The organism is Pseudoalteromonas sp. TP27 (assembly GCF_056470645.1).
This window is the reverse complement of sequence record NZ_JARDAK010000001.1, coordinates 395228-417537: the sequence shown is the minus strand read 5'-3', so window position 1 is coordinate 417537 and position 22310 is coordinate 395228. Positions and strand designations below refer to the sequence as shown.

At 37.8% G+C, this 22310-nt stretch carries 20 protein-coding genes and 2 tRNA genes; 11 read left to right on the top strand and 11 right to left on the bottom strand.

Annotated elements, in window-relative coordinates:
• Window position 1: 1 nt before the first annotated feature.
• Window positions 2-442, top strand: coding sequence for a VOC family protein (locus PX700_RS01855; protein WP_415638426.1), 441 nt, complete (start codon window positions 2-4; stop codon window positions 440-442).
• Here PX700_RS01855 and PX700_RS01850 read toward each other — a convergent pair.
• Both PX700_RS01850 and PX700_RS01845 read right to left on the bottom strand, forming a co-directional pair.
• Entirely contained in the window at window positions 439-1431 is a 993-nt protein-coding gene (locus PX700_RS01850) for a response regulator (protein ID WP_415638427.1), read from the bottom strand. The two genes, PX700_RS01855 and PX700_RS01850, sit on opposite strands and share 4 nt — an antisense overlap.
• A gap of 3 nt (window positions 1432-1434) precedes the next feature.
• Entirely contained in the window at window positions 1435-4767 is a 3333-nt protein-coding gene (locus PX700_RS01845) for an MHYT domain-containing protein (RefSeq protein WP_479519683.1), read from the bottom strand.
• 246 nt (window positions 4768-5013) lie between these two features.
• Here PX700_RS01845 and PX700_RS01840 point away from each other — a divergent pair, with 246 nt between their 5' ends.
• Entirely contained in the window at window positions 5014-5700 is a 687-nt protein-coding gene (locus PX700_RS01840) for a M48 family metallopeptidase (protein WP_479519682.1), read from the top strand.
• Between the two features lie 93 nt (window positions 5701-5793).
• Here PX700_RS01840 and PX700_RS01835 read toward each other — a convergent pair.
• Together PX700_RS01835 and PX700_RS01830 are read right to left on the bottom strand one after the other, a co-directional pair.
• A tRNA-Tyr gene (locus PX700_RS01835) sits at window positions 5794-5878 on the bottom strand.
• A gap of 49 nt (window positions 5879-5927) precedes the next feature.
• Window positions 5928-6012 (bottom strand) — tRNA-Tyr (locus PX700_RS01830).
• A 112-nt stretch (window positions 6013-6124) separates the two neighbouring features.
• Here PX700_RS01830 and PX700_RS01825 point away from each other — a divergent pair.
• From PX700_RS01825 to PX700_RS01815, 3 genes are all read left to right on the top strand, one after another.
• Window positions 6125-6652, top strand: coding sequence for a VC2046/SO_2500 family protein (locus PX700_RS01825; RefSeq protein WP_479519681.1), 528 nt, complete (start codon window positions 6125-6127; stop codon window positions 6650-6652).
• 179 nt (window positions 6653-6831) lie between these two features.
• Window positions 6832-7134, top strand: coding sequence for a DUF6172 family protein (locus PX700_RS01820; RefSeq protein WP_002961433.1), 303 nt, complete (start codon window positions 6832-6834; stop codon window positions 7132-7134).
• Between the two features lie 191 nt (window positions 7135-7325).
• On the top strand, window positions 7326-8243 hold the full coding sequence (locus PX700_RS01815) for a diguanylate cyclase (protein ID WP_479519680.1): 918 nt from the start codon (window positions 7326-7328) through the stop codon (window positions 8241-8243).
• A gap of 337 nt (window positions 8244-8580) precedes the next feature.
• Here the strand turns inward: PX700_RS01815 and PX700_RS01810 are convergent, their stop codons facing one another.
• From PX700_RS01810 to PX700_RS01800, 3 genes are all read right to left on the bottom strand, one after another.
• Window positions 8581-9060: a YchJ family protein gene (locus tag PX700_RS01810; protein ID WP_166420639.1), complete on the bottom strand. Its 480-nt coding sequence runs from the start codon at window positions 9058-9060 to the stop codon at window positions 8581-8583.
• 29 nt (window positions 9061-9089) lie between these two features.
• Window positions 9090-9533, bottom strand: a complete 444-nt coding sequence (locus tag PX700_RS01805; RefSeq protein ID WP_149591965.1) for a SulA-like leucine-rich domain-containing protein — start codon at window positions 9531-9533, stop codon at window positions 9090-9092.
• Window positions 9534-9830: 297 nt separating this feature from the next.
• The gene (locus PX700_RS01800; protein WP_415638608.1) at window positions 9831-10295 is read right to left on the bottom strand and encodes a tetratricopeptide repeat protein; all 465 of its coding nucleotides are present in this window, start codon (window positions 10293-10295) and stop codon (window positions 9831-9833) included.
• 118 nt (window positions 10296-10413) lie between these two features.
• On the opposite strand from PX700_RS01800, the gene PX700_RS01795 reads away from it, so the two are divergent.
• On the top strand, window positions 10414-11706 hold the full coding sequence (locus PX700_RS01795) for an NCS2 family permease (RefSeq protein WP_415638609.1): 1293 nt from the start codon (window positions 10414-10416) through the stop codon (window positions 11704-11706).
• A 72-nt stretch (window positions 11707-11778) separates the two neighbouring features.
• Here the strand turns inward: PX700_RS01795 and PX700_RS01790 are convergent, their stop codons facing one another.
• Window positions 11779-12537: a hypothetical protein gene (locus PX700_RS01790; protein WP_415638610.1), complete on the bottom strand. Its 759-nt coding sequence runs from the start codon at window positions 12535-12537 to the stop codon at window positions 11779-11781.
• Window positions 12538-12860: 323 nt separating this feature from the next.
• Here PX700_RS01790 and cysB point away from each other — a divergent pair, with 323 nt between their 5' ends.
• A complete protein-coding gene (gene cysB, locus PX700_RS01785; RefSeq protein WP_415638611.1) occupies window positions 12861-13838 on the top strand; it encodes an HTH-type transcriptional regulator CysB in 978 nt (325 codons plus the stop codon).
• A 77-nt stretch (window positions 13839-13915) separates the two neighbouring features.
• Here cysB and PX700_RS01780 read toward each other — a convergent pair whose 3' ends face one another.
• From PX700_RS01780 to pabB, 3 genes are all read right to left on the bottom strand, one after another.
• The gene (locus PX700_RS01780) at window positions 13916-15292 is read right to left on the bottom strand and encodes an L-serine ammonia-lyase (RefSeq protein ID WP_479519738.1); all 1377 of its coding nucleotides are present in this window, start codon (window positions 15290-15292) and stop codon (window positions 13916-13918) included.
• A gap of 103 nt (window positions 15293-15395) precedes the next feature.
• Complete coding sequence (locus PX700_RS01775; RefSeq protein ID WP_479519679.1) at window positions 15396-15971, bottom strand: NUDIX hydrolase; 576 nt, start codon at window positions 15969-15971, stop codon at window positions 15396-15398.
• Window positions 15972-15977: 6 nt separating this feature from the next.
• A complete protein-coding gene (gene pabB / locus PX700_RS01770) occupies window positions 15978-17324 on the bottom strand; it encodes an aminodeoxychorismate synthase component I (RefSeq protein ID WP_479519678.1) in 1347 nt (448 codons plus the stop codon).
• Window positions 17325-17479: 155 nt separating this feature from the next.
• Between pabB and PX700_RS01765 the strand changes: the two genes are divergently transcribed.
• The 4 genes from PX700_RS01765 to PX700_RS01750 all read left to right on the top strand — a co-directional run bounded on the left by PX700_RS01765 (window position 17480) and on the right by PX700_RS01750 (window position 22288).
• Complete coding sequence (locus tag PX700_RS01765) at window positions 17480-19006, top strand: fumarate hydratase (RefSeq protein WP_479519677.1); 1527 nt, start codon at window positions 17480-17482, stop codon at window positions 19004-19006.
• A gap of 426 nt (window positions 19007-19432) precedes the next feature.
• Window positions 19433-20473: a Leu/Phe/Val dehydrogenase gene (locus PX700_RS01760; RefSeq protein ID WP_479519676.1), complete on the top strand. Its 1041-nt coding sequence runs from the start codon at window positions 19433-19435 to the stop codon at window positions 20471-20473.
• Between the two features lie 185 nt (window positions 20474-20658).
• Window positions 20659-21303, top strand: coding sequence for a chloramphenicol acetyltransferase (locus PX700_RS01755; RefSeq protein WP_479519737.1), 645 nt, complete (start codon window positions 20659-20661; stop codon window positions 21301-21303).
• A gap of 160 nt (window positions 21304-21463) precedes the next feature.
• A complete protein-coding gene (locus tag PX700_RS01750) occupies window positions 21464-22288 on the top strand; it encodes a M90 family metallopeptidase (protein WP_479519675.1) in 825 nt (274 codons plus the stop codon).
• Window positions 22289-22310 lie beyond the last annotated feature (22 nt).

Below are 22310 nucleotides of genomic sequence, written 5' to 3'. Positions count from 1 at the left end.
CGTGAATAATACAAACATACCTAAATTATCGGGGATTGATCATTGCCATTTAAATGTTGATAACTTATCGAATGCGGTTAAGTGGTATGAGCGTGTTTTAGGTTTTAGTGTAGTACCCGAACTTGCCTTTTGGGATGAGGACGGACGAGGGCCTTTAACCCTTGAAGATTCTAGTTCGACCACGCGTTTAGCTCTTTTTGAAGGCGAAGGACGCAGCAAAGGAATTGCATTTTTAGCCACGGGGGAGCAATTTATACAGTGGCTAAATCATCTTGAGAGTTTAAACATAAAAGCAGTGCTAGCGGATCATGGCGTAACGTTTTCTATGTACTTTAAAGATGAAAGCGGTAATAGCCATGAAATTACCTCACATGACTATCGTTATATAAAGTCTTACTACCCAAATGTTGAGCTTGGCTCTCACAGCGCTAAAAATAATTAGCTTTCTTGATTTGCATTTTTTATAGCAAGAATATCGTCTAAGTTTTTTACAAATAGTTCGATGAGAGCGGGATCAAAATGAGCTCCTGCTTGCTCTTGCATATGCAAAACTGTTTTCTCTACACTCCATGCCTCTTTATAAGGGCGTTTTGAGGTCAGAGCATCAAAAACATCAGCAACGGCAACAATTCTTCCTTCAATTGATATATCTTCACCTTTTATACCATTTGGATAGCCTGAACCATCCCATTTTTCATGGTGTTCAATTGCAAGTGTATGCGCAAGTTGTAATAAAGGAGAAGATGAGTTTGCTAAAATTTGTGCACCAATTAGAGCATGCTTTTTCATGTGTTCAAATTCTTCGCTGGTTAAGCGCCCTGGTTTTAATAAAATAGCATCGGGGATACCTATTTTCCCTACATCGTGCATTGGTGCCGCTTGGCGTAGTAATTCAGCTTGGTGTTCTGGCATCCCTAGCGCTAACGCTAATACTTTACTGTATTGGCTCATACGGACTATATGCTCGCCAGTGTCGGTATCTTTATATTCAGCAGCGCGGCCTAAGCGTTGTACTAAATCTACATGAGCTTGTTTTAATTGCTCAGCCTGGACTAACGATAAGTGTGTTTTAACTCTTGCTCTTACAATAGCAGGGCTTATTGGTTTTGTAATATAATCTACAGCTCCCAGCTCAAAGCCTTTATATTCATCGCTTTCATCGCCAAGGGCAGTTACAAATATAATGGGGATATGTGATGTTTTAGGGTTAGCTTTAACTATTTGACAGACTTCAAAACCATTCATATCTGGCATCATTATGTCGAGTAAAATTAGCTTTGGTAATTCTTTTTCAAGTAATGCCAGTGCAGCGTCACCCGATTTAGCAAACGACATACGATATTGATTACCTAACACTTCGCGCATTACTTTTAGATTTGCAGGCTCATCGTCAACAATTAATACTCGTGGCCTATCTGACGTAAAGTCCATTAATTAATACTCATTATTTGTTAGTTTTTCAAGTAAGGCTTCTAGAATTACGTGTGCTTTATCAAAATCAAATTCATCAAAGGCCTCGGCTATATCATCAACTTCATTTTTATAGATAGAAGGTGCGCCGCGTTGCAGTTTTGCTAGTAGTTCATCATTTAATTCTGCATTTTGTACATCTTGATAAAGTATTTCACACAATGACTTAATTTCATCGATTGATAGCGTGTCTGAACTATTATCTTCAGAGTTACTACCTGGCTTATTGCAGGTATTTGATGACAGCAGTTGTGAGATGACAAGTAACTCGCTTTTTATATCGTCTAAAGTACTAATAACTTTAGCATCACTTTGCTTTTGTTCTAAATCCGTTAATAACTTCATTAATGTTATTAGGCCTAAGTTACCAGCAACACCTTTGAGTGCGTGAATGGGGCTATCGGAATCTTTTATATTTGATAATTTATCATTAAAGAGCATCTCGAACCGCTTATTACTATCACTAATAAATTTAGTAATCTCGGTAAGCTGCTTACATTTAGAGCCCCAGAGTGCGAGCCCTTTTTCAAAATCTATGTGCTGTGCTTTAGGATCGCTTTGCGATATAACCATTTCTTTTGCAATACCAAGGCCAAGCACTTGTGCTATTTCTTGGTTTAACTGATTTATATCAATGGGTTTATGTGCAAAGCCATTCATGCCTGCTTTTTTAGCCGTGAGTTTATCTTGCTGTAATACACTGGCTGTAAGCGCAATAATTGGCGTGTATTTAATTTGTCTTTGGTTTTCTATTGCTCTTATTTTTTGTGTTGCTTGTATGCCATCACACAATGGCATATGGATATCCATTAAAATGACATCAAAATCTTGATTTTCAAATACTTTAATCGCTTCAAGTCCGTTTGATGCCTTGGTAACTGCATGCTGATCGCGTGACAGGAGTAAAGAAAGCAGTTCTGTATTTTGCTCTATATCATCAACTACTAGCACCCTAAGTGCAGGCAGTTGTGTGTGTAGACCATCAAAATGATCTATTTTAGTTTCGTCGCCTAAACTAAGCGGCAATGAAAAGTAAAAGCAGGTGCCTTTACCTAGTTCACTTACTAAGTTTATTGTTCCGCCCATAAGCTCTACAAGTTGTTTACTTATGGTTGTACCAAGACCTGTTCCACCAAAGCGGCGCGTAGTAGTGCCATCGGCTTGCTCAAAAGGTTGGAACACTGCTTGAATACGATCTTTTGCAATGCCAATACCTGTATCTTGTACTTCAAAAAACAGATGCTGATTTTGTGTCACGCCAACGGTTACGGTAACAGAGCCTTTTTCGGTAAACTTAATAGCGTTACCAATTAAATTAGTAAGTATTTGCCTGAGTCGATCTGGGTCACCGTAATAAGTAGCACTTACTGATTCTTTAATATGAAGTTTAAGTTCTAAATCTTTCTTTTTAGCTTCTAGCCAAAAAGTAGAAATAATACTGTCTATTACTGGCTTTAAACAAAAGTGTATTGGCTCAATAGTGAGCTTACCGCGCTCTAGCTTAGCAGAATCGAGAATTTCATTTAATAATCTAAGTAATGAACGCGCTGCATTATTTACGGTCACTAAATGTTTTTGTTGTTCTTGATCGAGTGGGGTGTCCATTAACAGGTCGCTAAAACCTATTATAGAGTTCATAGGTGTGCGTATTTCATGGCTCATATTAGCCATAAAAGATTGCTTTGCATGAGCGGCTTCTTCAGCTTTAAATTTAGCTTGCTCTAGTTTTTCTTCATATTCTTTGCGTTCTGTAATATCAACTAAAACACCATCAATCCACTTTGCTTGGCCTTGGGGGTCAAAGTCGATACTGCCTTTATCTAAAAGCCATAAGATTTTGCCGTTTCTGTGGCGAATCCTGTATTCGATTGAATACTGACGTTTTTCATCTACTGCTTTTGTTACGGCATCTACAATAGGCTGCTGATCGGACTTTAAAACCAGGTCGTTAAATTCAATGCAATGTTCAGTAAATTCATTTGGATTATAACCCGTTAAATCGTTGATACTCGGACTAATAAAAAGCATGGTCCAGTTATCATCAAACTTACATCTAAAAGCCACACCTGGCATGTTATTCATTAAAGAGCGGTATTTTTGTTCTTTTTCTTCAAGGCTTTTTTGTAAAGCTCGCTGCTCTGATAAGTCTGTAATGAAGCCAACGTATAGAGGATTTTGCCCAGGCTGATTAACTTCTCCAATCCCCAAGCGAATCGGGAATAAGTGGCCATTTTTATGCTTTGCAAAAATTTCACGGTTAACACCGATTACTTTGCCTAAATCAATATTTTTAGCTTTAGAAAGGTAACTATCGTGATGCATCGCGATAGCATCATCCATTAGCATTTTAATATTATGATTTTGTACTTCATTTTCATGCCAGCCAAAAATTTTACTGGCTGATTCGTTAAAACTTAAAATAATGCCTGTATGATCAATCGTTACAATTCCATCAATGGCAGTGCCTAAAATTGCGTTTAAGCGAGACTCGTCTGCTGACTTTTCTTCGAGCAACATACGGTATCGAACCATGCCATTTATAACAGCAACAATACTCGTGATTGCAATTGTTGCTGTTGCTACAGCAATAGCAACAAAAGTAAGGCCCGCATTAGCGTTTACATCATCGTAAATGAGGGGGGACGTTGCAACAAATCGCGTAGCAGCCATTCCCATGTAATGCATGCCGGCAACAGCTAACCCAAGAATTGTTGCGCTGATTAAATTATTTTGCAGCGGTGTTAGGCCTGGTAAAACACGTTCAAGATTAAAGCGACTGTACAAAGCAATAAAAGAAAGAACAACGGCAACTATAATTGATAAACCAAATGTGAGAGGGTCGTACCGAAGAAGTGGGGCAAGCTCCATTGCAGCCATGCCACTGTAATGCATAGTGCCAATACCAGCGCCAAACAGTACGGAACAAATAGATAATATTTTTAAGTTACCAGTACTGTTCACCAGCATCGATATTGCATACTGACAAGCAAAAAATGCAGGTAAAAAAGACAGCAGTGTAATGGTTGGATCGTAACTAATGTTGGTACACAATGAAAACGCGAGCATACCGATAAAATGCATACTCCAAATACCGGCTGAAAAAACAGTCGCTGCGGTCATATTTGCTATACGTTGATAACCAGGGAACTCAGTTTCTTTTGCTAAATCAATAAGACGGGTCGTAAAAAAAGCTGCAAAAATAGCAATCAAGATAGACATTGAAACTAAAACAGGATCATAAACGCCATTAATAATTAAGCTTGGATCTTGGTCAGTAATGAAAAAAGCTGATAACATAATGGCTCAAAATATAGTCTTTATTGCATAAGTTTAATCTAATTTACTAATAAATAAACTTTTAATTAAGTTAACCGTCTAAAATAATGTCTTTATAACTTTATACTACTTTTTAATCAGCAATTATTGTTTTTCTAAATCTGTTTTTTTGTTTTAATATCACAGATTTTATAATGTTAAGTTTTAATACGCCTGTTTTTAGCCTACGCAGGGTTGAGTTATAATAAAAATTTTATGAGAAATTGAGTGTTTGAATATAAGTTAAAGAAAAGTGTTAGGCGCAAAACAGTTGCTATAAAAGTACACAATCAAAAGGTAACTGTGTATGCACCACATTTTGTCGCAAAAAAGCAAATTGACACTTGGCTGTTTGACAAACAAGAGTGGGTTGCAGAGCAATTAAAAAAGCAATTTTTAATTGAGGACACTAAGCAATATCCTTTTGAGTCTAAAAAAATCAGTGTTTTTTCAGAAACTATTTATTTGAAACTGGACTCAGGCCAAGATTCCAAAGTAACCCAGTATGATGACTACTTGCTCATTACACTATCCCCTCGAGTTAAAAACACTTCTCAAAAGTATCAACAGCTATTAGAGACTTATCTAAAAGAGCAGCTTATTGCTTATATAGAAATGCGTTTAGCGTATTTTTGCACTCAGATGAATGAAGAGCTACCGGACGATCTAAAAATAGGGGTTTATAAGCGAAAGTGGGGGAGTTGTAATAGTAAGCGAGAACTCACTTTTAATTTGCATCTTATCGGTGCTCCTTATCATGCTATAGATTATGTGATTGTTCATGAACTTGCTCATTTAAAGTATTTGAACCATAGCAAAGCTTTTTGGCAACGAGTAGAGGCATTTTTCCCCGATTACAAAGCATCCTCTAATTGGTTAAAACAAAATGGTATGAGTTTGCAGTGGGTGTTTTGATACTGCGGAATATAGGAATATAGGAATATAGGAATATAGGAATATAGGAATATAGGAATATAGGAATATAGGAATATAGGAATAGTAGAGAAGTGGTGGAGGGAGCTGGATTCGAACCAGCGAAGGCTGAGCCGTCAGATTTACAGTCTGATCCCTTTGGCCGCTCGGGAACCCCTCCACACTAATTTTATTGCATTTGGCCCCACTTAACTTAGCGGTAAGAAAAGTGGTGGAGGGAGCTGGATTCGAACCAGCGAAGGCTGAGCCGTCAGATTTACAGTCTGATCCCTTTGGCCGCTCGGGAACCCCTCCAATGCAACGGCGCTGATAATAGCAAATTGCGTATTTAAGTAAAGAAAAAAGCTAAAGAAAATTGAAATAAAGCCGATAAATATCTATCAGTTACCACAATCGGCTAAAGACTATGCAAATAGATGATTTGTTAATCACAGAGAGTCAGTTAAACAGTCGACTCAATAATAGTGTGCATGAAAATCGTCGTGGCGAATTTTCACTATTATTAGCAATGTTGTCACATGACGCACTCGACTTTAGTCAATTTCATTTACCAAAAACTGAAATAGATAATTTAGTTATAGAAGAAGAGGTATTAAGAAAGCAATTTGGCGCAGGCCCAAAACAACTTTTAGCCTCTGATGAATATAATATGTTGGTTGGACAATTCAATGCTGCATTAATATCTCAAGAAGGAGAGCGTAGCGGCATGACGAGCATTAAGCTAATACAATGCTTAAACCCTGAACCGCTTGCGATTAGAAATGATGCTAAGCATATTCCACTTAATATAATAGATAACTGTGAACTTGCTGTTCGAAGAAGGATTAAAAGCGAACAAACGCAATTAGCTAATCCACCAATAGATGCAGCAGCTTTTTATGACAGCCTTAATAATGATGCAATACATCAACCACTTCAGCTTATTGCGGTGTGATATATGATTGTAATAATCATCAGTTAATATATGCTTTATAACGGGTCTGCTTTATATATTTGCTAATAATTGATTTAATGAAAAAAAAGCATCCAAAAATTAAATGCAGTTGCTATAATGGCGTCAAATGGTATGACATGAAATGCCATTATCATTAAACCAAGGTAATTAGGAACGTAATGAAGAAAACATTCACGCTAAATCACGAGAAAATCAAATACCCTCGTATGGTTGATGCTGCAAAGCACGAAGTGAAAAAATATTTGAAAAGAGAGCGTAATAAAACGCTACCTGAAGATGCTGACTATTGGGCATTTGACTGTAAGTTTGGTAATACAGCTGAAGATGCGCAAGTTGTGCACGTTGCTGAATTAAGTAACCAAATTGGCGAAATTGAAAAGCAAGGTTTGACCTCTTTCTATGTAGAGATTTTAGCTCGACCTGCTCAGCGTCAACAGTTAGATTTAGATGATGACGAATAATACTTAATTTAATTAAGTATTAGAAGTTATAAAAATGAGCCCAAGTGGCTCATTTTTTGTTTTTATACTTTAAAAGTTTTCGATGGACTAATTCTTATTGGTAATTAAGTAGCAACTACTTTATTAACATTTGCACAACAAAACATAGTGCTATAGGGTGTATTTAATTAATAAAATAAAATAGTTGTATCATGCCGATAAATTACTCTGACCATCAATTAAAATTAAGTTTGAAGAACTCTAAAGTACTTGTAGTTGACGATCAGTTATTAAGCTTAATTGTATTAAGAAAAATATTATCTGAGCATTTTAATGTTGTAACCGCTGGAAGTGGTGAAGAGGCGATTGAAATTTGTAATGTAGACGTACCCGATATAGTACTGCTCGATATTAATATGGGTGGAATGAGCGGTATTGAAACATGCTTAAAATTAAAAAATAATACTGAAACACAAGATATCCCGGTTATTTTTGTTACATCATTTGAAAATGAAGAAGAAGAGTGCTGGGAAGCTGGAGCTGTTGATTTTATTAAAAAGCCAATTAATACAGAAACATTATTTAGGCGAGTTCGTGCACATATAACATTAAAATTACAGCACGACTTACTCAATCAAAAAGTATTTTTAGATGATTTAACTAAAGTGTTTAATCGGCGCTATTTTGATGCACACTTTAGTAAAATGGAGCGAAGTGCCTTACGAGAAAAAGTCGACTATGCACTATTACTTATCGATATAGATTACTTTAAGCAATACAACGATATTTATGGTCATGTGCAAGGTGATACGGTATTAAACCTTGTTGCACAAACTATTACTAATAGTTTGCAAAGGCCAACAGATTTTGTAGCGCGTTATGGCGGCGAAGAGTTTGTAGTTGTTTTACCTCATACAAGCACTGAAGGTGCAATTTGTGTTGCCGATAAAATCAAAAAAAATATAATCGACTTAAAAATCCTTCATAAATATTCAGAGTACGGGTTTGTTACCATTAGTATTGGCGGTTCAACTTTACAACCTTACGAAAGTAACAAAAATACGTTGCAGATCGCAGACGAAAAAATGTATGAGTCTAAAACACAAGGGCGTAACAAAGTGTGCTTTTAAGCTTAGCGAGCCAATAAGACTAGGGCGTGTTGACCTTTCGTGATTAATTTTGCAGCTGTATGTTTGGTTTTTAGGCAAGGCAGAGCCTATGTAGTGTGGTTATTCCCCATAAATAGGCGATAACGCAGCAAAAATGCCAAACATGCGCTGCCCTTTGGGTTCTTTATAGGGGCGATTAACTCTTTGTTGCTCGGTTTTTACTTAGCCCACTAGGTTACAAACCTCGCGCCGCGATTAAATCGTCCCTAGATTGAACAAATTTCAATCCACAAAGTTCAATACGCCCTAGGTGATACTTAAAAACACTTTGTAGGTAATAAATGATCAAATAAAATTATTACACGCTATGGCATTTTTTATATTTTTTAGTGCTACCGCACGGGCAATCATCATTTCTGCCCACTTTAATATCTTCAACTGGGTATATAGCACCATCTAAATAACGCCATTTGGAATTTTCTTTAATAAACTGCGATTTTTCGTGAAGTTCACAAAATAAGTTTTGATAAAAATATTGGGCTTTAAATTCTACATTGCCAGTGTCTTCATCATAGCTTGAACTAATTACATCAAGATTGATAAATCGACAACTGTTAGCAAAATCATTGATTTCTTTAACAGGGTTTTCAGCTTGTTTTTCTTCAGCGTAGGTTTGATAAACATATTTTGCATTTTTAATAACATAAGCACTAAATCGTGAGCGCATAAGTTGTTCTGGAGTGTCAGCTTGCTTAACATATAAGTGAAGCGGCTCGCAGCAATTGGCATAATCGTGCCCACTGCTGCAAAAACATAATGTGGTATTGAGTGAGGTCATAATAATAATACAGAGTCTAAAACATTAGTTTAACAAGCTTGTTGGGCGAGTGGTATCTCTGTTGTTTGAGCATTTTTAGTAAAACAGTATAGTTTTGTATTCGTTTTGCTCAAATCGAACGATAGATTAGTAAGTAATTGGTTATTAACTATATCGGTCCAGGTAATTACTGCTGCAAAATTTCCGTTATGTAATGCAGAATTTAATACGTACTCTAAATTTACTAGGTGTTTTTGCCTAATTACTAAGAGTTTACTTGTATCAATTGAGCATGAATCAAGTAAAGCTTTACTCGGTACATGGTCTGGAGCAATTAATAACGTCCAAGCATTAGAACTATTGTATTGGTGTAATACTTTTAAAAGCTCAAAGGTCGCTGAAATTTCATCTTCAATTTGAATCAAATTTACGCAATCGCTTTGTTCATCTTGTTGGTAACTTTTAACTGTTCTTACGGTAATAGTCTGTAACATAATTTCACTCACTGGGTTTTTATACAGTATTCATATACAGTAGTTTATACAGTGCTTTCGTGCAAGCATTTTATGCTATTTATTTGTACAGTTATTCAGCTTTTAATCATTTATTTTTGTTTTTAATTTATAATTGATTATTAATCATGGCTTTACATTTTTATTTTTGAGAGGGTAATCTTAAAATAAATTTTTTAGTGGTGTCTTCATTATTGGCTTTTATACTGTATAGGCCTATTGCTACGACCATACACAGTACTTTCAAACACTGTATACAGTACTTTTTCCATAGTTAGCTTATGTGTTTTCACTCGTGCGAGGGATCATATGAGAAAACTGGAGTTGATGGATTTGTTCGTACAAACTTGCTGCATAACATTGGGCATCTTTAAATCGCTTAGTTTCAATATGCTTACGTATATCTGTAACCGCTGCAGTGGCAGGTGCGTAGCCTTGACTACTTGCTAAGCTTAACCAAGCAGCAGCATGAAACACACTTTGTGGCACGCCTTCACCTTTCACAAAAAATAAACCTAAATAAAACTGTGCTCTATGGTTTCCCGCCATTGCAGCAAGTCGCATCCATTTTGCAGCTAATGGAGGTTGATTATTTTTTAAATAGTATAGGGCTTTATTTAAAGTACTTTGCTCATTTTTTTTATTATCAACGGGCACAGAGGTATTTTCGGGTTGAGTAACAAAACCTAAAATATTATCTAGCTGTTGCTCTAAGTCTTGCTCACAAGGTGTTGTTTTAAGCATATTGGTTCATTTATTATTTTAACTATTTTAACATTTTAGTATATAGCAAGGTAAAATGTCCTGTAAAAGATAATTTTTATGTTAAAATCTCGCCACTTTTTACTATCACAAGTTCATTATGTTCGAAGCCTTATTTAAACTGAGCGAAAATAATTCAACAGTTAAACGCGAATGCGTTGCTGGCCTAACTACCTTTATAACCATGGTATACATTGTATTTGTTAACCCAGCTATGCTTGCTGAGGCAGGGATGGATCAAGGGGCTGCATTTGTAGCGACATGTATAGCAGCTGCGATAGGCTGTTTCATAATGGGTTTATGGGCTAATTATCCATTAGCATTAGCCCCTGGTATGGGACTAAATGCTTTTTTTACTTATGGTGTCGTGTTAGGCATGGGTTATACCTGGCAAGCCGCGTTAGGGGCTGTATTTATGTCGGGTTGTATATTTTTGTTTTTAAGTTTATTTAAAGTCAGAGAGTGGATTATTAATGCTATACCTCTGGTGCTAAAGCGAGCTATCGCTACGGGCATAGGTGCTTTTTTAGCATTAATTGCACTTAAAAATGCAGGCATTATTGTCTCAAGCCCAGCAACATTAGTGCAGTTGGGTGACATTACTTCTCCAGGGCCGTTATTGGCAATACTAAGTTTTTTTGTAATTGCAGCGCTTTTATACCGCGATTTTAAAAGTGGCGTACTTATTAGTATTTTATTAGTGACTGGCATTGCTCTAAGTTTTGGGCTTGTTGAATATCACGGTGTTATGGCTATGCCACCATCAATAATGCCTACTTTCATGCAGCTAGATTTTGCAGCCGCTTTTGATATATCAATGATGAGTGTTATTTTTGCCTTCTTATTTGTCGATCTTTTTGATACTTCAGGTACGTTAGTTGCTGTAACCCAAAAAGCGGGTTTAGCGGATGAAAAGGGCAATATGCCTCGTTTAGGGCGCGCATTAAGTGCTGACAGCTCAGCAACTATCGCAGGTGCAATGCTAGGTACTTCGACTACTACATCTTATATAGAATCGGTCGCTGGTGTATCTGTTGGCGGGCGTACGGGTTTAACTGCCGTTGTTGTTGGCATTTGCTTTTTACTGATGATGTTTTTTGCACCGCTCGCACAAATGGTACCGGCATATGCAACGGCGGGCGCTATTTTGTACGTAGCTGTGTTGATGCTGCAAAATTTAAAGTTTGTAAATTGGGATGATATGACCGATGCAATTCCCGTAACGGTTGTGTTGCTAATGACACCATTAACGTTCTCGATTGCGCACGGTATTGCGCTTGGCTTTATATCTTACACCGCGGTTAAAGTCTTGTGTGGTAAAAAAGATCAAGTCAGTATTAGTGTTTGGATATTAACAGCCTTGTTTGTTTTCAAGTTTGCATTTTTGTCTTAATGGCTAACGAAAAATAAAAAAAGCCTGCACAAATTTAATTTGTGCAGGCTTTTTAATGCTTTTATAAAAACACTACCATTTCTTTTTCGGGGCAAACAATATGTCTAAGTCGTCTTGCTCTTCTTCGGTTTTCTTTTTAAGTGCGCTTGCGTTAGAGGCTCTGAGATCAATACTTATAGCTTCTAAATAACCTTCTATTTCTTGATGCTTAGATGTTATATATTCATCAGAGTAAGTGACTGCATTAAGCGTTGCGCGTGCTTTTTCAAAATATTGTCTAGCAGAGCCAACCATATTGGCTGAGCGAGCAGATAGACCTCGTTTTATTTGATTTTCAATATTAATTCGCAGTTGAAGTTTTTCGAGACGCTTATCTTCAACTATAAAAATTTGGCTATCTACACGACCTTTATTATATTCTGAGCGTAGAATAGCGCGTAATCTTTTAATGCCTTGAATTAAACTTACCAGCTGCTTATCATTATTAGGCAAAGATAGAACTTCGTTATTACTGTTTTGTACAGGGTTGGATAAATGTGTTTTTGCTTCGCTAAGACGGCTCTTTAATGCTTTAGAATTTGGCGAATTAATAACCATAGTATTGAGTGCTTCGTAAATACGGCGTTGTAATGCGCGCACTATGTTTTCAGATAGTGGTATGTTTACACTATTCATTAGTGCTTCTTCGGTTTCACCAAGTATTACTTTTTGTTTGGTTAGTTCTTTGCGGCGTTCAGCTTCTTGTTTTTCTTTATATTGCTGTACAGCACTTACCCAAAGTGCAATCACAATCAATGCAACTATAAGCACTATTATAATAGAAACGATCATGGTGTAATTCTCGGATATATAAGCTAATTTTATAATCTTACATTAAATATGTGTTAACAGGGTAGCTTTGCGCTGATTAACTTAAAATATATACCAAAAATTGATAGGTTCAACCCTTTATAAACGGTAATAAGCCTAAGGGCTTATAAATTTAAGCTGAATAATCATCGCTACCTCAAGCATATTTATTATGCTAGCCTTGAGCTCTAATCAGATAATTGCATACCTAAAGCCTTAAAGTACTATTTTATGTAAATAACACTTGGTTTTAAGTGGTATTGCCTTTATAAATAATATGAATAATAACGTTAAAATTTGCAGCCATGAAATTACAACAACTCAGATACATAGTAGAAGTACAAAATCATAAATTAAATGTTTCAGCGACTGCTGAGAGTTTATTTACCTCGCAGCCAGGAATTTCTAAACAAGTACGAATGTTAGAAGATGAGTTAGGGGTGCAAATTTTTGGTCGCAGTGGTAAGCACTTAACGCATGTAACCGGTGCCGGCGAAGATATTATTAATATTTCTCGTGAAATACTCTCTAAAGTAGAAGGTATTAAAGCTGTCGCTAATGAGCATACGTTACCTGACCAAGGGAAGTTAAACATAGCAACTACACATACCCAAGCTCGTTATGCTTTGCCTAACGTTATTCAAGGCTTTATGAAAAAATACCCAGCGGTATCACTTCATATGCACCAAGGGACACCACAGCAAATATCTGATGCTGCAGCACGTGGTGATGCCGATTTTGCTATTGCCACAGAGGCTCTGCATTTGTATTCAGATTTAGTTATGTTGCCTTGTTACCATTGGAACCGCAGTATTGTTGTAGCTAAAGACCATCCATTAGCAAAAAAAGTAAATAATCTGACGGTTGCAGATATTGCTCAGTATCCACTTATTACTTATGTGTTTGGTTTTACTGGTCGCTCAGAGCTTGATAAAGCATTTAGCGCACACGGACTTGAACCTCATATTGTATTTACAGCCACTGATGCTGATGTTATTAAAACTTACGTACGATTAGGCCTTGGCGTAGGTGTTGTTGCTTCTATGGCAATTAACGAGGAAAACGACACAGATTTAGTGTGTATTGATGCAAGCCATTTATTTGAAGCTAGCACGACCAAAATTGGCTTTAGAAAGGGCAGCTTTTTACGTACTTACATGTATGATTTTATCGAACGTTTTGCTCCGCACTTAACTAAAGAGCGAGTAGAGCGAGCAAGCTTATTACGTAACCAAGATGACGTAGATAAATTATTTGCAGATATAGAGTTACCCGTTAAATAATGTCACTACATTAAACGAATAATAAAAAAGCCGCCTATTTTAAAAATAGGCGGCTTTTTCTTTTTATAACGAGCTGATTAACATTCGATAATATTAACTGCTAATCCACCGCGAGCGGTTTCTTTATATTTAGTTTTCATGTCGTTGCCGGTTTCAAGCATGGTTTTAATCACTTTATCAAGCGATACTTTTTGCTCGCCACTGCCACGTATAGCTAAACGTGAAGCGTTAATTGCTTTAATAGCGCCCATTGCATTACGCTCAATACAGGGTACTTGTACTAAGCCACCAACAGGGTCACACGTTAGGCCTAAATTATGTTCCATACCAATTTCTGCAGCGTTTTCTACTTGTACAACGTTACCGCCAACAATTTCTGTTAATGCACCGGCAGCCATAGAACACGCAACGCCCACTTCACCTTGGCAACCTACTTCGGCACCTGAAATAGAGGCATTCTTTTTATATAAAATACCAATAGCAGCAGCGGTTAATAAATAACGCGTGGCTATATCGCGGTCTACTTCTTTCACAAATGTGTGATAGTACATAAGCACAGCTGGTAAAATACCCGCAGCGCCATTAGTTGGTGCAGTTACTACACGACCACCTGCTGCATTTTCTTCGTTTACGGCAAGGGCAAATAAATCAACCCAGTCCATTGCACGAAGAGGATCGTTACTGACTTCTATATTTAGTTTTAAGTATAAGCTGGGCGCACGGCGTTTTACTTTTAAGCCGCCAGGTAAAATACCTTCGGTGCGCATACCACGGTCAATACACGCCATCATTACTTTCCAAATATGGAACAGCGTGTCTTTTATTTCATCTTCGGTGCGCAGTGTTTTTTCGTTTTTCATCATCAAACTAGAAACACTAAACCCTGACTCTTTACACATCTCTAGTAGCTCTTTTGCGCTACCAAATGGGAAGGGGGCCGGGTTTTCTTCTCTAATATCGAGGGCTGCCTGTTTTTCGTTTTCAAACTCTTCGTCGGTGACAATAAAGCCACCGCCAATAGAGTAATATACTTTGCTGTAAACTTTTTCACCGTTGTTTGAGGCGATAATTTCCATTGCATTAGAATGCTTAGGCAGCGTTTTACGACGATGAAAAACAATTGCACCTTGCTTTGGAAACTTGGCTTTGTGTATTTTGTTTAAATAAATAACTTGGTCTTTTTCAATGGTTGCTAAAATATCATCGACTAAATCGGCATCAATTGTTTCAGGATCGTAACCGGCTAAACCAAGAATTACGGCTTTACCCGAGCCATGACCAACACCTGTTTGACCCAAAGAGCCATAAAGCTCTACTTTAATATCGGTAACATTTGCTAATAATTGTTGTTCTTGTAGGTCATTAACAAATAAGCGTGATGCGCGCATTGGGCCAACGGTGTGTGATGACGAAGGGCCAATGCCAATGCTAAACATATCAAATGCACTGATCATAATGTGTGTGTCTCTACTTTGTTTTATCAGCACGAAGCTGCTCTTTGAACGGTCGAGCATGATAACGTGGAATTGTGATTGTGTAACTACTAATAACGAAGATTTAAACTGGTAAGGCGAGTTGCTTTGTAAAGTTTTTTATAATGCTTGCAGTCGCACCCCAAAGTAAACCATGCGGCGTTTTAAAACCTTGCAAAATAACCGTTTTCCCAAATCGTTGAAAAGGTAAGGGTTGCCAGTTAGCTTCGTTATTTAATTCAGTGACAGAGAGCAAAAAGCTCGCTTGTACTTCATTATAGTCATTTTCCCAGGTGGTGCCTTTTTTGAGTAAACCCACATAGGGGCTAATACTAAAACCCGTTAAGGTTGAATACTCAGGTAAGTGACCTAATACATTAACGTTGCTTTGGGCAATATTTAGCTCTTCTCTTAGTTCGCGAAGTGCTGTGGTGCGAAGGGTAATATCGCTTACTTCAAACTTACCTCCGGGCAAACAAATCTCCCCAGGGTGATGGTGTAAATAAGTAGGGCGTTTACACAGTAAAATATGTGCATGGTTATCTATATCAATAATTGGCAGCATAACAGCGCTAGCGCGTTTTTTACGCGTGTCTTTTAACTGGTTTGGCTCAGCTGTAGGGCTTAACAGAAACCGCGCCATAATGTGCTCACTATTCAAAGCGACCTACTGTTTTAATAAAGGGAGGATTTTATTTACTTTATCGTAAGTTTCTTGATATTCCAATTCGACTTTAGAATCAGCTACGATTCCACCACCTGCCCAGCAGTAAATTTGCGCTTTGTGGCACACCAAGGTGCGAATAGTGATGCTGGTGTCCATATTTCCACAGGCACTTAAATAACCAATTGAGCCACAGTAAATACTGCGCCGATGTGGTTCTAGTTCTTCAATTATTTCCATGGCCCTGATTTTAGGTGCACCGGTGATTGAGCCCCCCGGGAAAGCGGCTTTTAGCTGATCGACCGCTGTTTTACCTTCATCAAGTTCTGAGGTGACCGTGCTCACTAAATGATGCACTGCCGGAAAGCTTTCAATAGCAAAAAGGGAAGGGACGTGAACGCTGCCTGGTTTTGCTACTTTGCCTAAGTCGTTACGCAGTAAATCAACAATCATGACATTTTCGGCGCGATCTTTAGCTGATGCTGCGAGTATTTTTGCTTGTTGTTGATCCTCTAATGCATCTGCTTTTCGCGGCATTGTGCCTTTAATCGGTTTAGTTTCGACAACGTTGTTATTTACAGATATAAAGCGCTCAGGAGAAATTGATAAAATAGCCCCTTGAGGGTGATTTATAAAGCTTGAAAAAGGGGCTTTATTTGCTTCTCGTAATTTTACGTAAGCCGCCCACGCAGAGCCTTCAAACTGAGCGTTAAAGCGCTGCGCTAAATTAATTTGGTAACAATCGCCACTTTTTAAATACTCCTCAATTTGGGCAAATTTTGCGGCGTATTCCGTTTCGCTCATATTTGATTGCCAGTCGCTGTTTAAGGCAAAGCACTGCGCACTAACTTGGGTATTTAAATATTGTTGATAAAGCGCTAATCGATCGGTATTTGGTTGCGATACATAAAACCAGCTTTGTTGCTGCCTATCGTAAATAAGGGCATCTAAATAAAGACCAATAGCCATTTGGGGTAAGTTAATGTCTTCGATAGCAATTGTGGGAATGCTTTCAATTGTACGCCCTAGATCGTAGCCAAAGTAACCAAGCCAACCGCCGTTAAAGGGTAAACCGTAATCGGCTTTAGTTTTATCAAGGCGCGAAAGCTCACTATTCATTATTTCAAAACAGCTTTTACTGCTTTGTTGATCATTTAAATAGCTCTTGTTGTTTTGTACTTCAAGCGTCTTTGTCGGTTCAATTGCTATAATGTCAAAACGACTATTTACATGCTCACTATTAGCAGAATCTAATAGAATAGCGTAAGGAAGGTGTGCAAAATGTGCAAATACATCAATACAGCTTTGTTTTATCGCCAATTTAATACAATTATTTTTATTGTTTAGCATTTACTACCCCTTTAAAAACTGGCTCGAAGCGGGCTGGGAGGGTATCATAAGTCAAATTTTTTGGCAGCACTAAGCTGCAAAAAACAGTGCAAACCACCGTCACCGGTTTGATTTAGATTACGCGACAACGCGTAACGGTAACTTAAGGAACCACTATGAGTACAATTTGTCAGCAAGACTTTATTGATAGCATTGAAGATGCATTGCAATATATTTCGTTCTATCACCCACTTGATTTTGTTCAAGCACTCGAAAAAGCCTACAACAAAGAACAAAGTAAAGCGGCTAAAGACGCCATTGCACAAATTTTAATTAACTCACGTATGTCGGCTGAAGGTAAGCGTCCGCTTTGCCAAGATACCGGTATTATTACCTGTTTTGTTAAAGTAGGTATGGATGTTAAGTGGGATAAAACAGATTTAACCGTTCAACAAATGGTTGATGAAGGTACTCGTCGTGCATATTTGAATCCTGATAACCCTTTGCGTGCATCTATTGTTGCAGACCCTGCTGGCACGCGTAAAAACACGAAAGATAACACGCCTTCGGTTGTGCATATTGATTTAGTAGCGGGTGGAAAAGTAGAAGTAATGGTTGCAGCTAAAGGCGGTGGCTCTGAAAACAAAAGTAAAATGGTTATGCTAAACCCGTCTGATGACGTTGCAGAGTGGGTAGAAAAAACATTACCAACAATGGGTGCTGGTTGGTGTCCGCCAGGCATGCTAGGTATAGGTATTGGTGGTACTGCTGAAAAAGCGGCAGTGATGGCTAAAGAGTCGTTAATGGACCCGGTTGATATCCATGAATTAATGGAGCGCGGCGCAGAAACGACTGAAGAAAAACTACGTTTAGAAATTTTTGACCGTGCTAATAAGTTAGGCATTGGCGCACAAGGCTTAGGCGGTTTAACAACGGTTGTTGATGTTAAAATTAAAACGGCTCCAACGCATGCTGCTTCAAAACCTGTAGTAATGATCCCAAATTGCGCGGCAACTCGCCATGTACATTTTACGCTTGACGGTTCTGGCCCTGCGAATTTAAAAGCGCCTAAACTAGAAGATTGGCCACAAGTAACATTTGAAGTAGGCGAAGGCACTCGCCGTGTTGACTTAAATACACTGACTAAACAAGATGTTCAAGAATGGAAAATGGGTGAAACCGTTTTACTTTCAGGCACTATTTTAACGGGTCGTGATGCAGCGCATAAACGCCTGCAAGATATGATCAACTCAGGTGAAGGTTTACCAAAAGGCGTAGACTTTGATAATAAGTTTATTTACTACGTAGGCCCTGTTGATGCGGTACGCGATGAAGCAGTAGGTCCTGCAGGCCCTACAACAGCCACTCGTATGGATAAATTTACCGATATGATGCTAGAAAAAACAGGCATTGTAGGCATGATTGGTAAAGCTGAACGTGGCCCTGCAACAGTTGAATCTATTAAAGAGCATAAATCTGTTTATTTAATGGCGGTAGGTGGTGCAGCTTACTTAGTATCTAAAGCGATTAAAAAAGCACGCGTAGTTGCTTTTGAAGATTTAGGTATGGAAGCTATTTATGAATTTGAAGTTGAAGATATGCCAGTGACCGTTGCAGTAGACAGTGAAGGCGCTAATGCGCATACACAAGGTCCTGCAACCTGGAAAGCTAAAATTGAAGAGCTTGATAGCAAACTAAAATAACCTAAATTGTGTTGTTAAAAGCGAGCCTAGTGCTCGCTTTTTTGTTTTTTAGATATAGCTATGATCAGGTTTGCACATCTGACCAGTTGGTAATAATCGCCATTTTTTACTTTAAACCTATAGAGTATAGCGCTTAGCGGGCAGTTAGTACTTGTATATTAAACTTTACATATAGTAACGACGTTACGTTCACGTAAACGTAAGTTAGTGTGGTTTTTATATTTTTAGTTTTTAAAACTGCCTAATGATAATTTTATGGGGTTTTTATCTGTATAAAGCTTTCAATTTGATTATTTAATCTAAGAGTCATGTTTTCATCGGTTTTATCATCTGTGAGTGTAGCGAACTCGAATATGAAGTGATAAAGTCTCGGCAATTTCCAGCGCGTATACCCTCTCACGGGTTAACTATTTCGGAGTATTTTAAGTGGCTGTGTTTAATCGAGTTGAATTTGATAACCATGAACAGGTGGTTTTTTGTTCTGATGAAGAGTCGGGTTTAAAAGCAATTATTGCTGTACATAATACCAACCTAGGTCCTGCTGTTGGCGGATGTAGAATGTGGGATTATGCGAACGACGAAGATGCCGTTTACGACGTGCTACGTTTATCAAAAGGCATGACGTATAAAAATGCAGTAGCGCGCCTACCATTTGGTGGCGGTAAATCTGTTATTATTGGTAATGCAAAAGAGATTAAATCTGAGCAATTATTCCGTGCATTTGGTCGTCAATTAGAGCGATTAAATGGCAGCTATTACTCAGCAGAAGATGTAAACATCACATGTGCTGATGTCGCTATTATGAATAAAGAAACTAATTACGTACTGGGTCTTGAGGGTAAAAGTGGAAATCCATCACCATTTACAGCCTACGGTACGTTTTTAGGAATTAAAGCCGCGTTACAACATCAACGTGGCCACCAAGACTTTGCAGGTGTTAAAGTAGCTGTTCAAGGTTTAGGTGCTGTTGCTTATGGTTTATGTAAACATTTACATGATGCGGGTGCTGAACTGTTTGTAACTGATATTAACCAAGCAGCAATTGACCGTGTAGTTAATGAGTTTGGCGCCACTGCAGTTGGTATTGATGACATTTACGACTTAAACGTTGATGTTTATGCACCATGTGCATTAGGTGCAACGGTTAACGACTTAACGATACCGCGTTTAAAAGCGACTATTATTGCAGGCTGTGCTAATAATCAGCTGAGTGAATCTCGTCACGGTGAAGTTATTCGTGAAAAAGGTATTTTATATGCACCAGATTACGTAATTAACGCCGGTGGTATTATTAATGTTTATTACGAAACAGCGCCAGAAGGTTACAGTGCAGCAGCGTCTAATAAACATGTTGAAGGTATTTTTAATACGTTAACTGAAATCTTTGCCCGCAGCGAAAAAGAGCAAAAATCAACGCATTTAATTGCTGATGAGTTAGCGCAAGAGATCATTAAAAACGGTCTATAAATTTAAGCTAAAATACAATAAAGGTGTGCAATTGCACACCTTTTGTTTATCTGTAAGTTAATGTGTGTTGATCTTTGCAAATTTAACCTTGAAAGATCAACAGACCCTAATGCAATTATTATTGAACAGCGGTACACTTTATTTTTAATTTTGTGCGGCAAATTATGACTCCCTCAACTTCTCTCCTGCAGCCTATCGATTTAGATAACTGGCCTAGAAAGCAACACTTTGAATTATTTAAACACTTTTCTCAGCCTTATTTTAATGTGTGTGTGCGTTTAGATGCTCAAGCACTGTACGACTATTGCAAAACCAATCAACTTTCTTTTTTTCAAGCGTATGTATATTGCACCTTAAAAGCGTGCCATAAGGTAGATTCAATAATGCTACGTATTATAGATAGTAAGCCATGGCTACTTAGCAGTGTTCGCGCAAGTGTGGTTGAACTATCTGAAAACGATACGTTTGTTTTTAGTTATTTTAATAGCACACGTGAGTTTAAAGAGTTTGCAAGCCATGCAAATGCCGTAAGTAAAAAAGCGAAATTACAGCCGTTATTCTCAGATGCCTTTGCTCAAACAGAAGGGCAGGCCGATTTAATTCATATATCTGTTTTGCCGTGGCTAAATTTTAGTGCGTTTTCGCATGCATTTAGTGAAGGGGAGAGTTTAGGCATTCCTAAATTCGTATTTGGACAGTTTGATAAACACACAGGCACAATGCCTTTAGCTATTGATGTACATCACTCATTAATGGATGGTTTGCACGTAGCAAAATTTATAAACATTTTGCAGGGTACGTTTGACACCTTTTGCAGAGGTTCACTTTAAATACATCATTTAGTGGCAGTGCAAAGCAGTAAAAAATTTACAAGTAATCTATAAGCAATACGATGTGAATTACTTTATATTCAAATACATAACTTTATATAGTTGAAAAGCACGCGTGCTGGACATATTTATATATCATACATTAGCTCAGGAAATCCCCATGATAAATGGACTGTTAATCTTTATTTTAATTCTTTTTGTGGTGATTTTCTGGCGTTGGCCATCAATTCAAAATCGATTATGGCGCAGTAAATATAAAGACTTTGCTTTAAATTCACAGGAAAAAGATATTTTACTGCGTTGTATGCCAATCTATAAAAAAATGACCGATGCCGACAGAGAAAAGTTAGAGCGACACATAACGTGGTTTTTAAACGAAAAACGCTTTGTGGGTTGTGATGGCTTAAAACTAACACCCGCAATGAAGCTAATTGTAGCGGCTGATGCGTGTGTATTAGTGCTCAACAAACCGTGGCCGTTATATAAAAATGTAAAAGAAATTTTATTGTACCCAAGTGCTTATTATGCACCGCAATCAACCCGCGATAGTGCAGGACTTGTTAGTTACCATAATACAGTAAGGTTAGGCGAATCATGGCCTGGTGGCACACTTGTACTCAGTTGGCATGATGTGCTTGAGGGTAATCGTTTACCAAGCGATGGACATAATTTAGTTTTTCATGAGTTTGCGCACCAACTTGATCAAGAAACAGGTAAAACGACAGGCACACCCATTTTAAAAAGCTCAGCAGATTACGCTGAGTGGGGCCGAATATTTAGCCGCGCGTTTACTCAGTTAAAAAGTCATGTTGCCTATAGCATGCCGCACGTTATTCACAGTTACGGTGCGACTAATGAAGCTGAGTTTTTTGCTGTTATAACCGAAACTTTTTTGGAAAAGCCTGCACAGCTGCGCCGGTACGATCCTGAAATTTATAGTATGTTGGTTAATTACTATCAATTTGACCCTATTGTCTGGCATTAAACCTATATAAACCGCGCTTTAT

Bases quoted from the DNA above. Each gene is read 5' to 3' on its own strand.
- PX700_RS01810 (WP_166420639.1), bottom strand. From the start codon at position 9,060: ATGACCTCACTCAATACCACATTATGTTTTTGCAGCAGTGGGCACGAT.
- PX700_RS01780 (WP_479519738.1), bottom strand. From the start codon at position 15,292: ATGATCAGTGCATTTGATATGTTTAGCATTGGCATTGGCCCTTCGTCA.
- PX700_RS01845 (WP_479519683.1), bottom strand. From the start codon at position 4,767: ATGTTATCAGCTTTTTTCATTACTGACCAAGATCCAAGCTTAATTATT.
- PX700_RS01805 (WP_149591965.1), bottom strand. From the start codon at position 9,533: ATGTTACAGACTATTACCGTAAGAACAGTTAAAAGTTACCAACAAGAT.
- PX700_RS01815 (WP_479519680.1), top strand. From the start codon at position 7,326: ATGCCGATAAATTACTCTGACCATCAATTAAAATTAAGTTTGAAGAAC.
- cysB (WP_415638611.1), top strand. From the start codon at position 12,861: ATGAAATTACAACAACTCAGATACATAGTAGAAGTACAAAATCATAAA.
- PX700_RS01825 (WP_479519681.1), top strand. From the start codon at position 6,125: ATGCAAATAGATGATTTGTTAATCACAGAGAGTCAGTTAAACAGTCGA.
- PX700_RS01850 (WP_415638427.1), bottom strand. From the start codon at position 1,431: ATGGACTTTACGTCAGATAGGCCACGAGTATTAATTGTTGACGATGAG.
- PX700_RS01795 (WP_415638609.1), top strand. From the start codon at position 10,414: ATGTTCGAAGCCTTATTTAAACTGAGCGAAAATAATTCAACAGTTAAA.
- pabB (WP_479519678.1), bottom strand. From the start codon at position 17,324: ATGCTAAACAATAAAAATAATTGTATTAAATTGGCGATAAAACAAAGC.
- PX700_RS01800 (WP_415638608.1), bottom strand. From the start codon at position 10,295: ATGCTTAAAACAACACCTTGTGAGCAAGACTTAGAGCAACAGCTAGAT.
- PX700_RS01765 (WP_479519677.1), top strand. From the start codon at position 17,480: ATGAGTACAATTTGTCAGCAAGACTTTATTGATAGCATTGAAGATGCA.
- PX700_RS01790 (WP_415638610.1), bottom strand. From the start codon at position 12,537: ATGATCGTTTCTATTATAATAGTGCTTATAGTTGCATTGATTGTGATT.
- PX700_RS01820 (WP_002961433.1), top strand. From the start codon at position 6,832: ATGAAGAAAACATTCACGCTAAATCACGAGAAAATCAAATACCCTCGT.
- PX700_RS01750 (WP_479519675.1), top strand. From the start codon at position 21,464: ATGATAAATGGACTGTTAATCTTTATTTTAATTCTTTTTGTGGTGATT.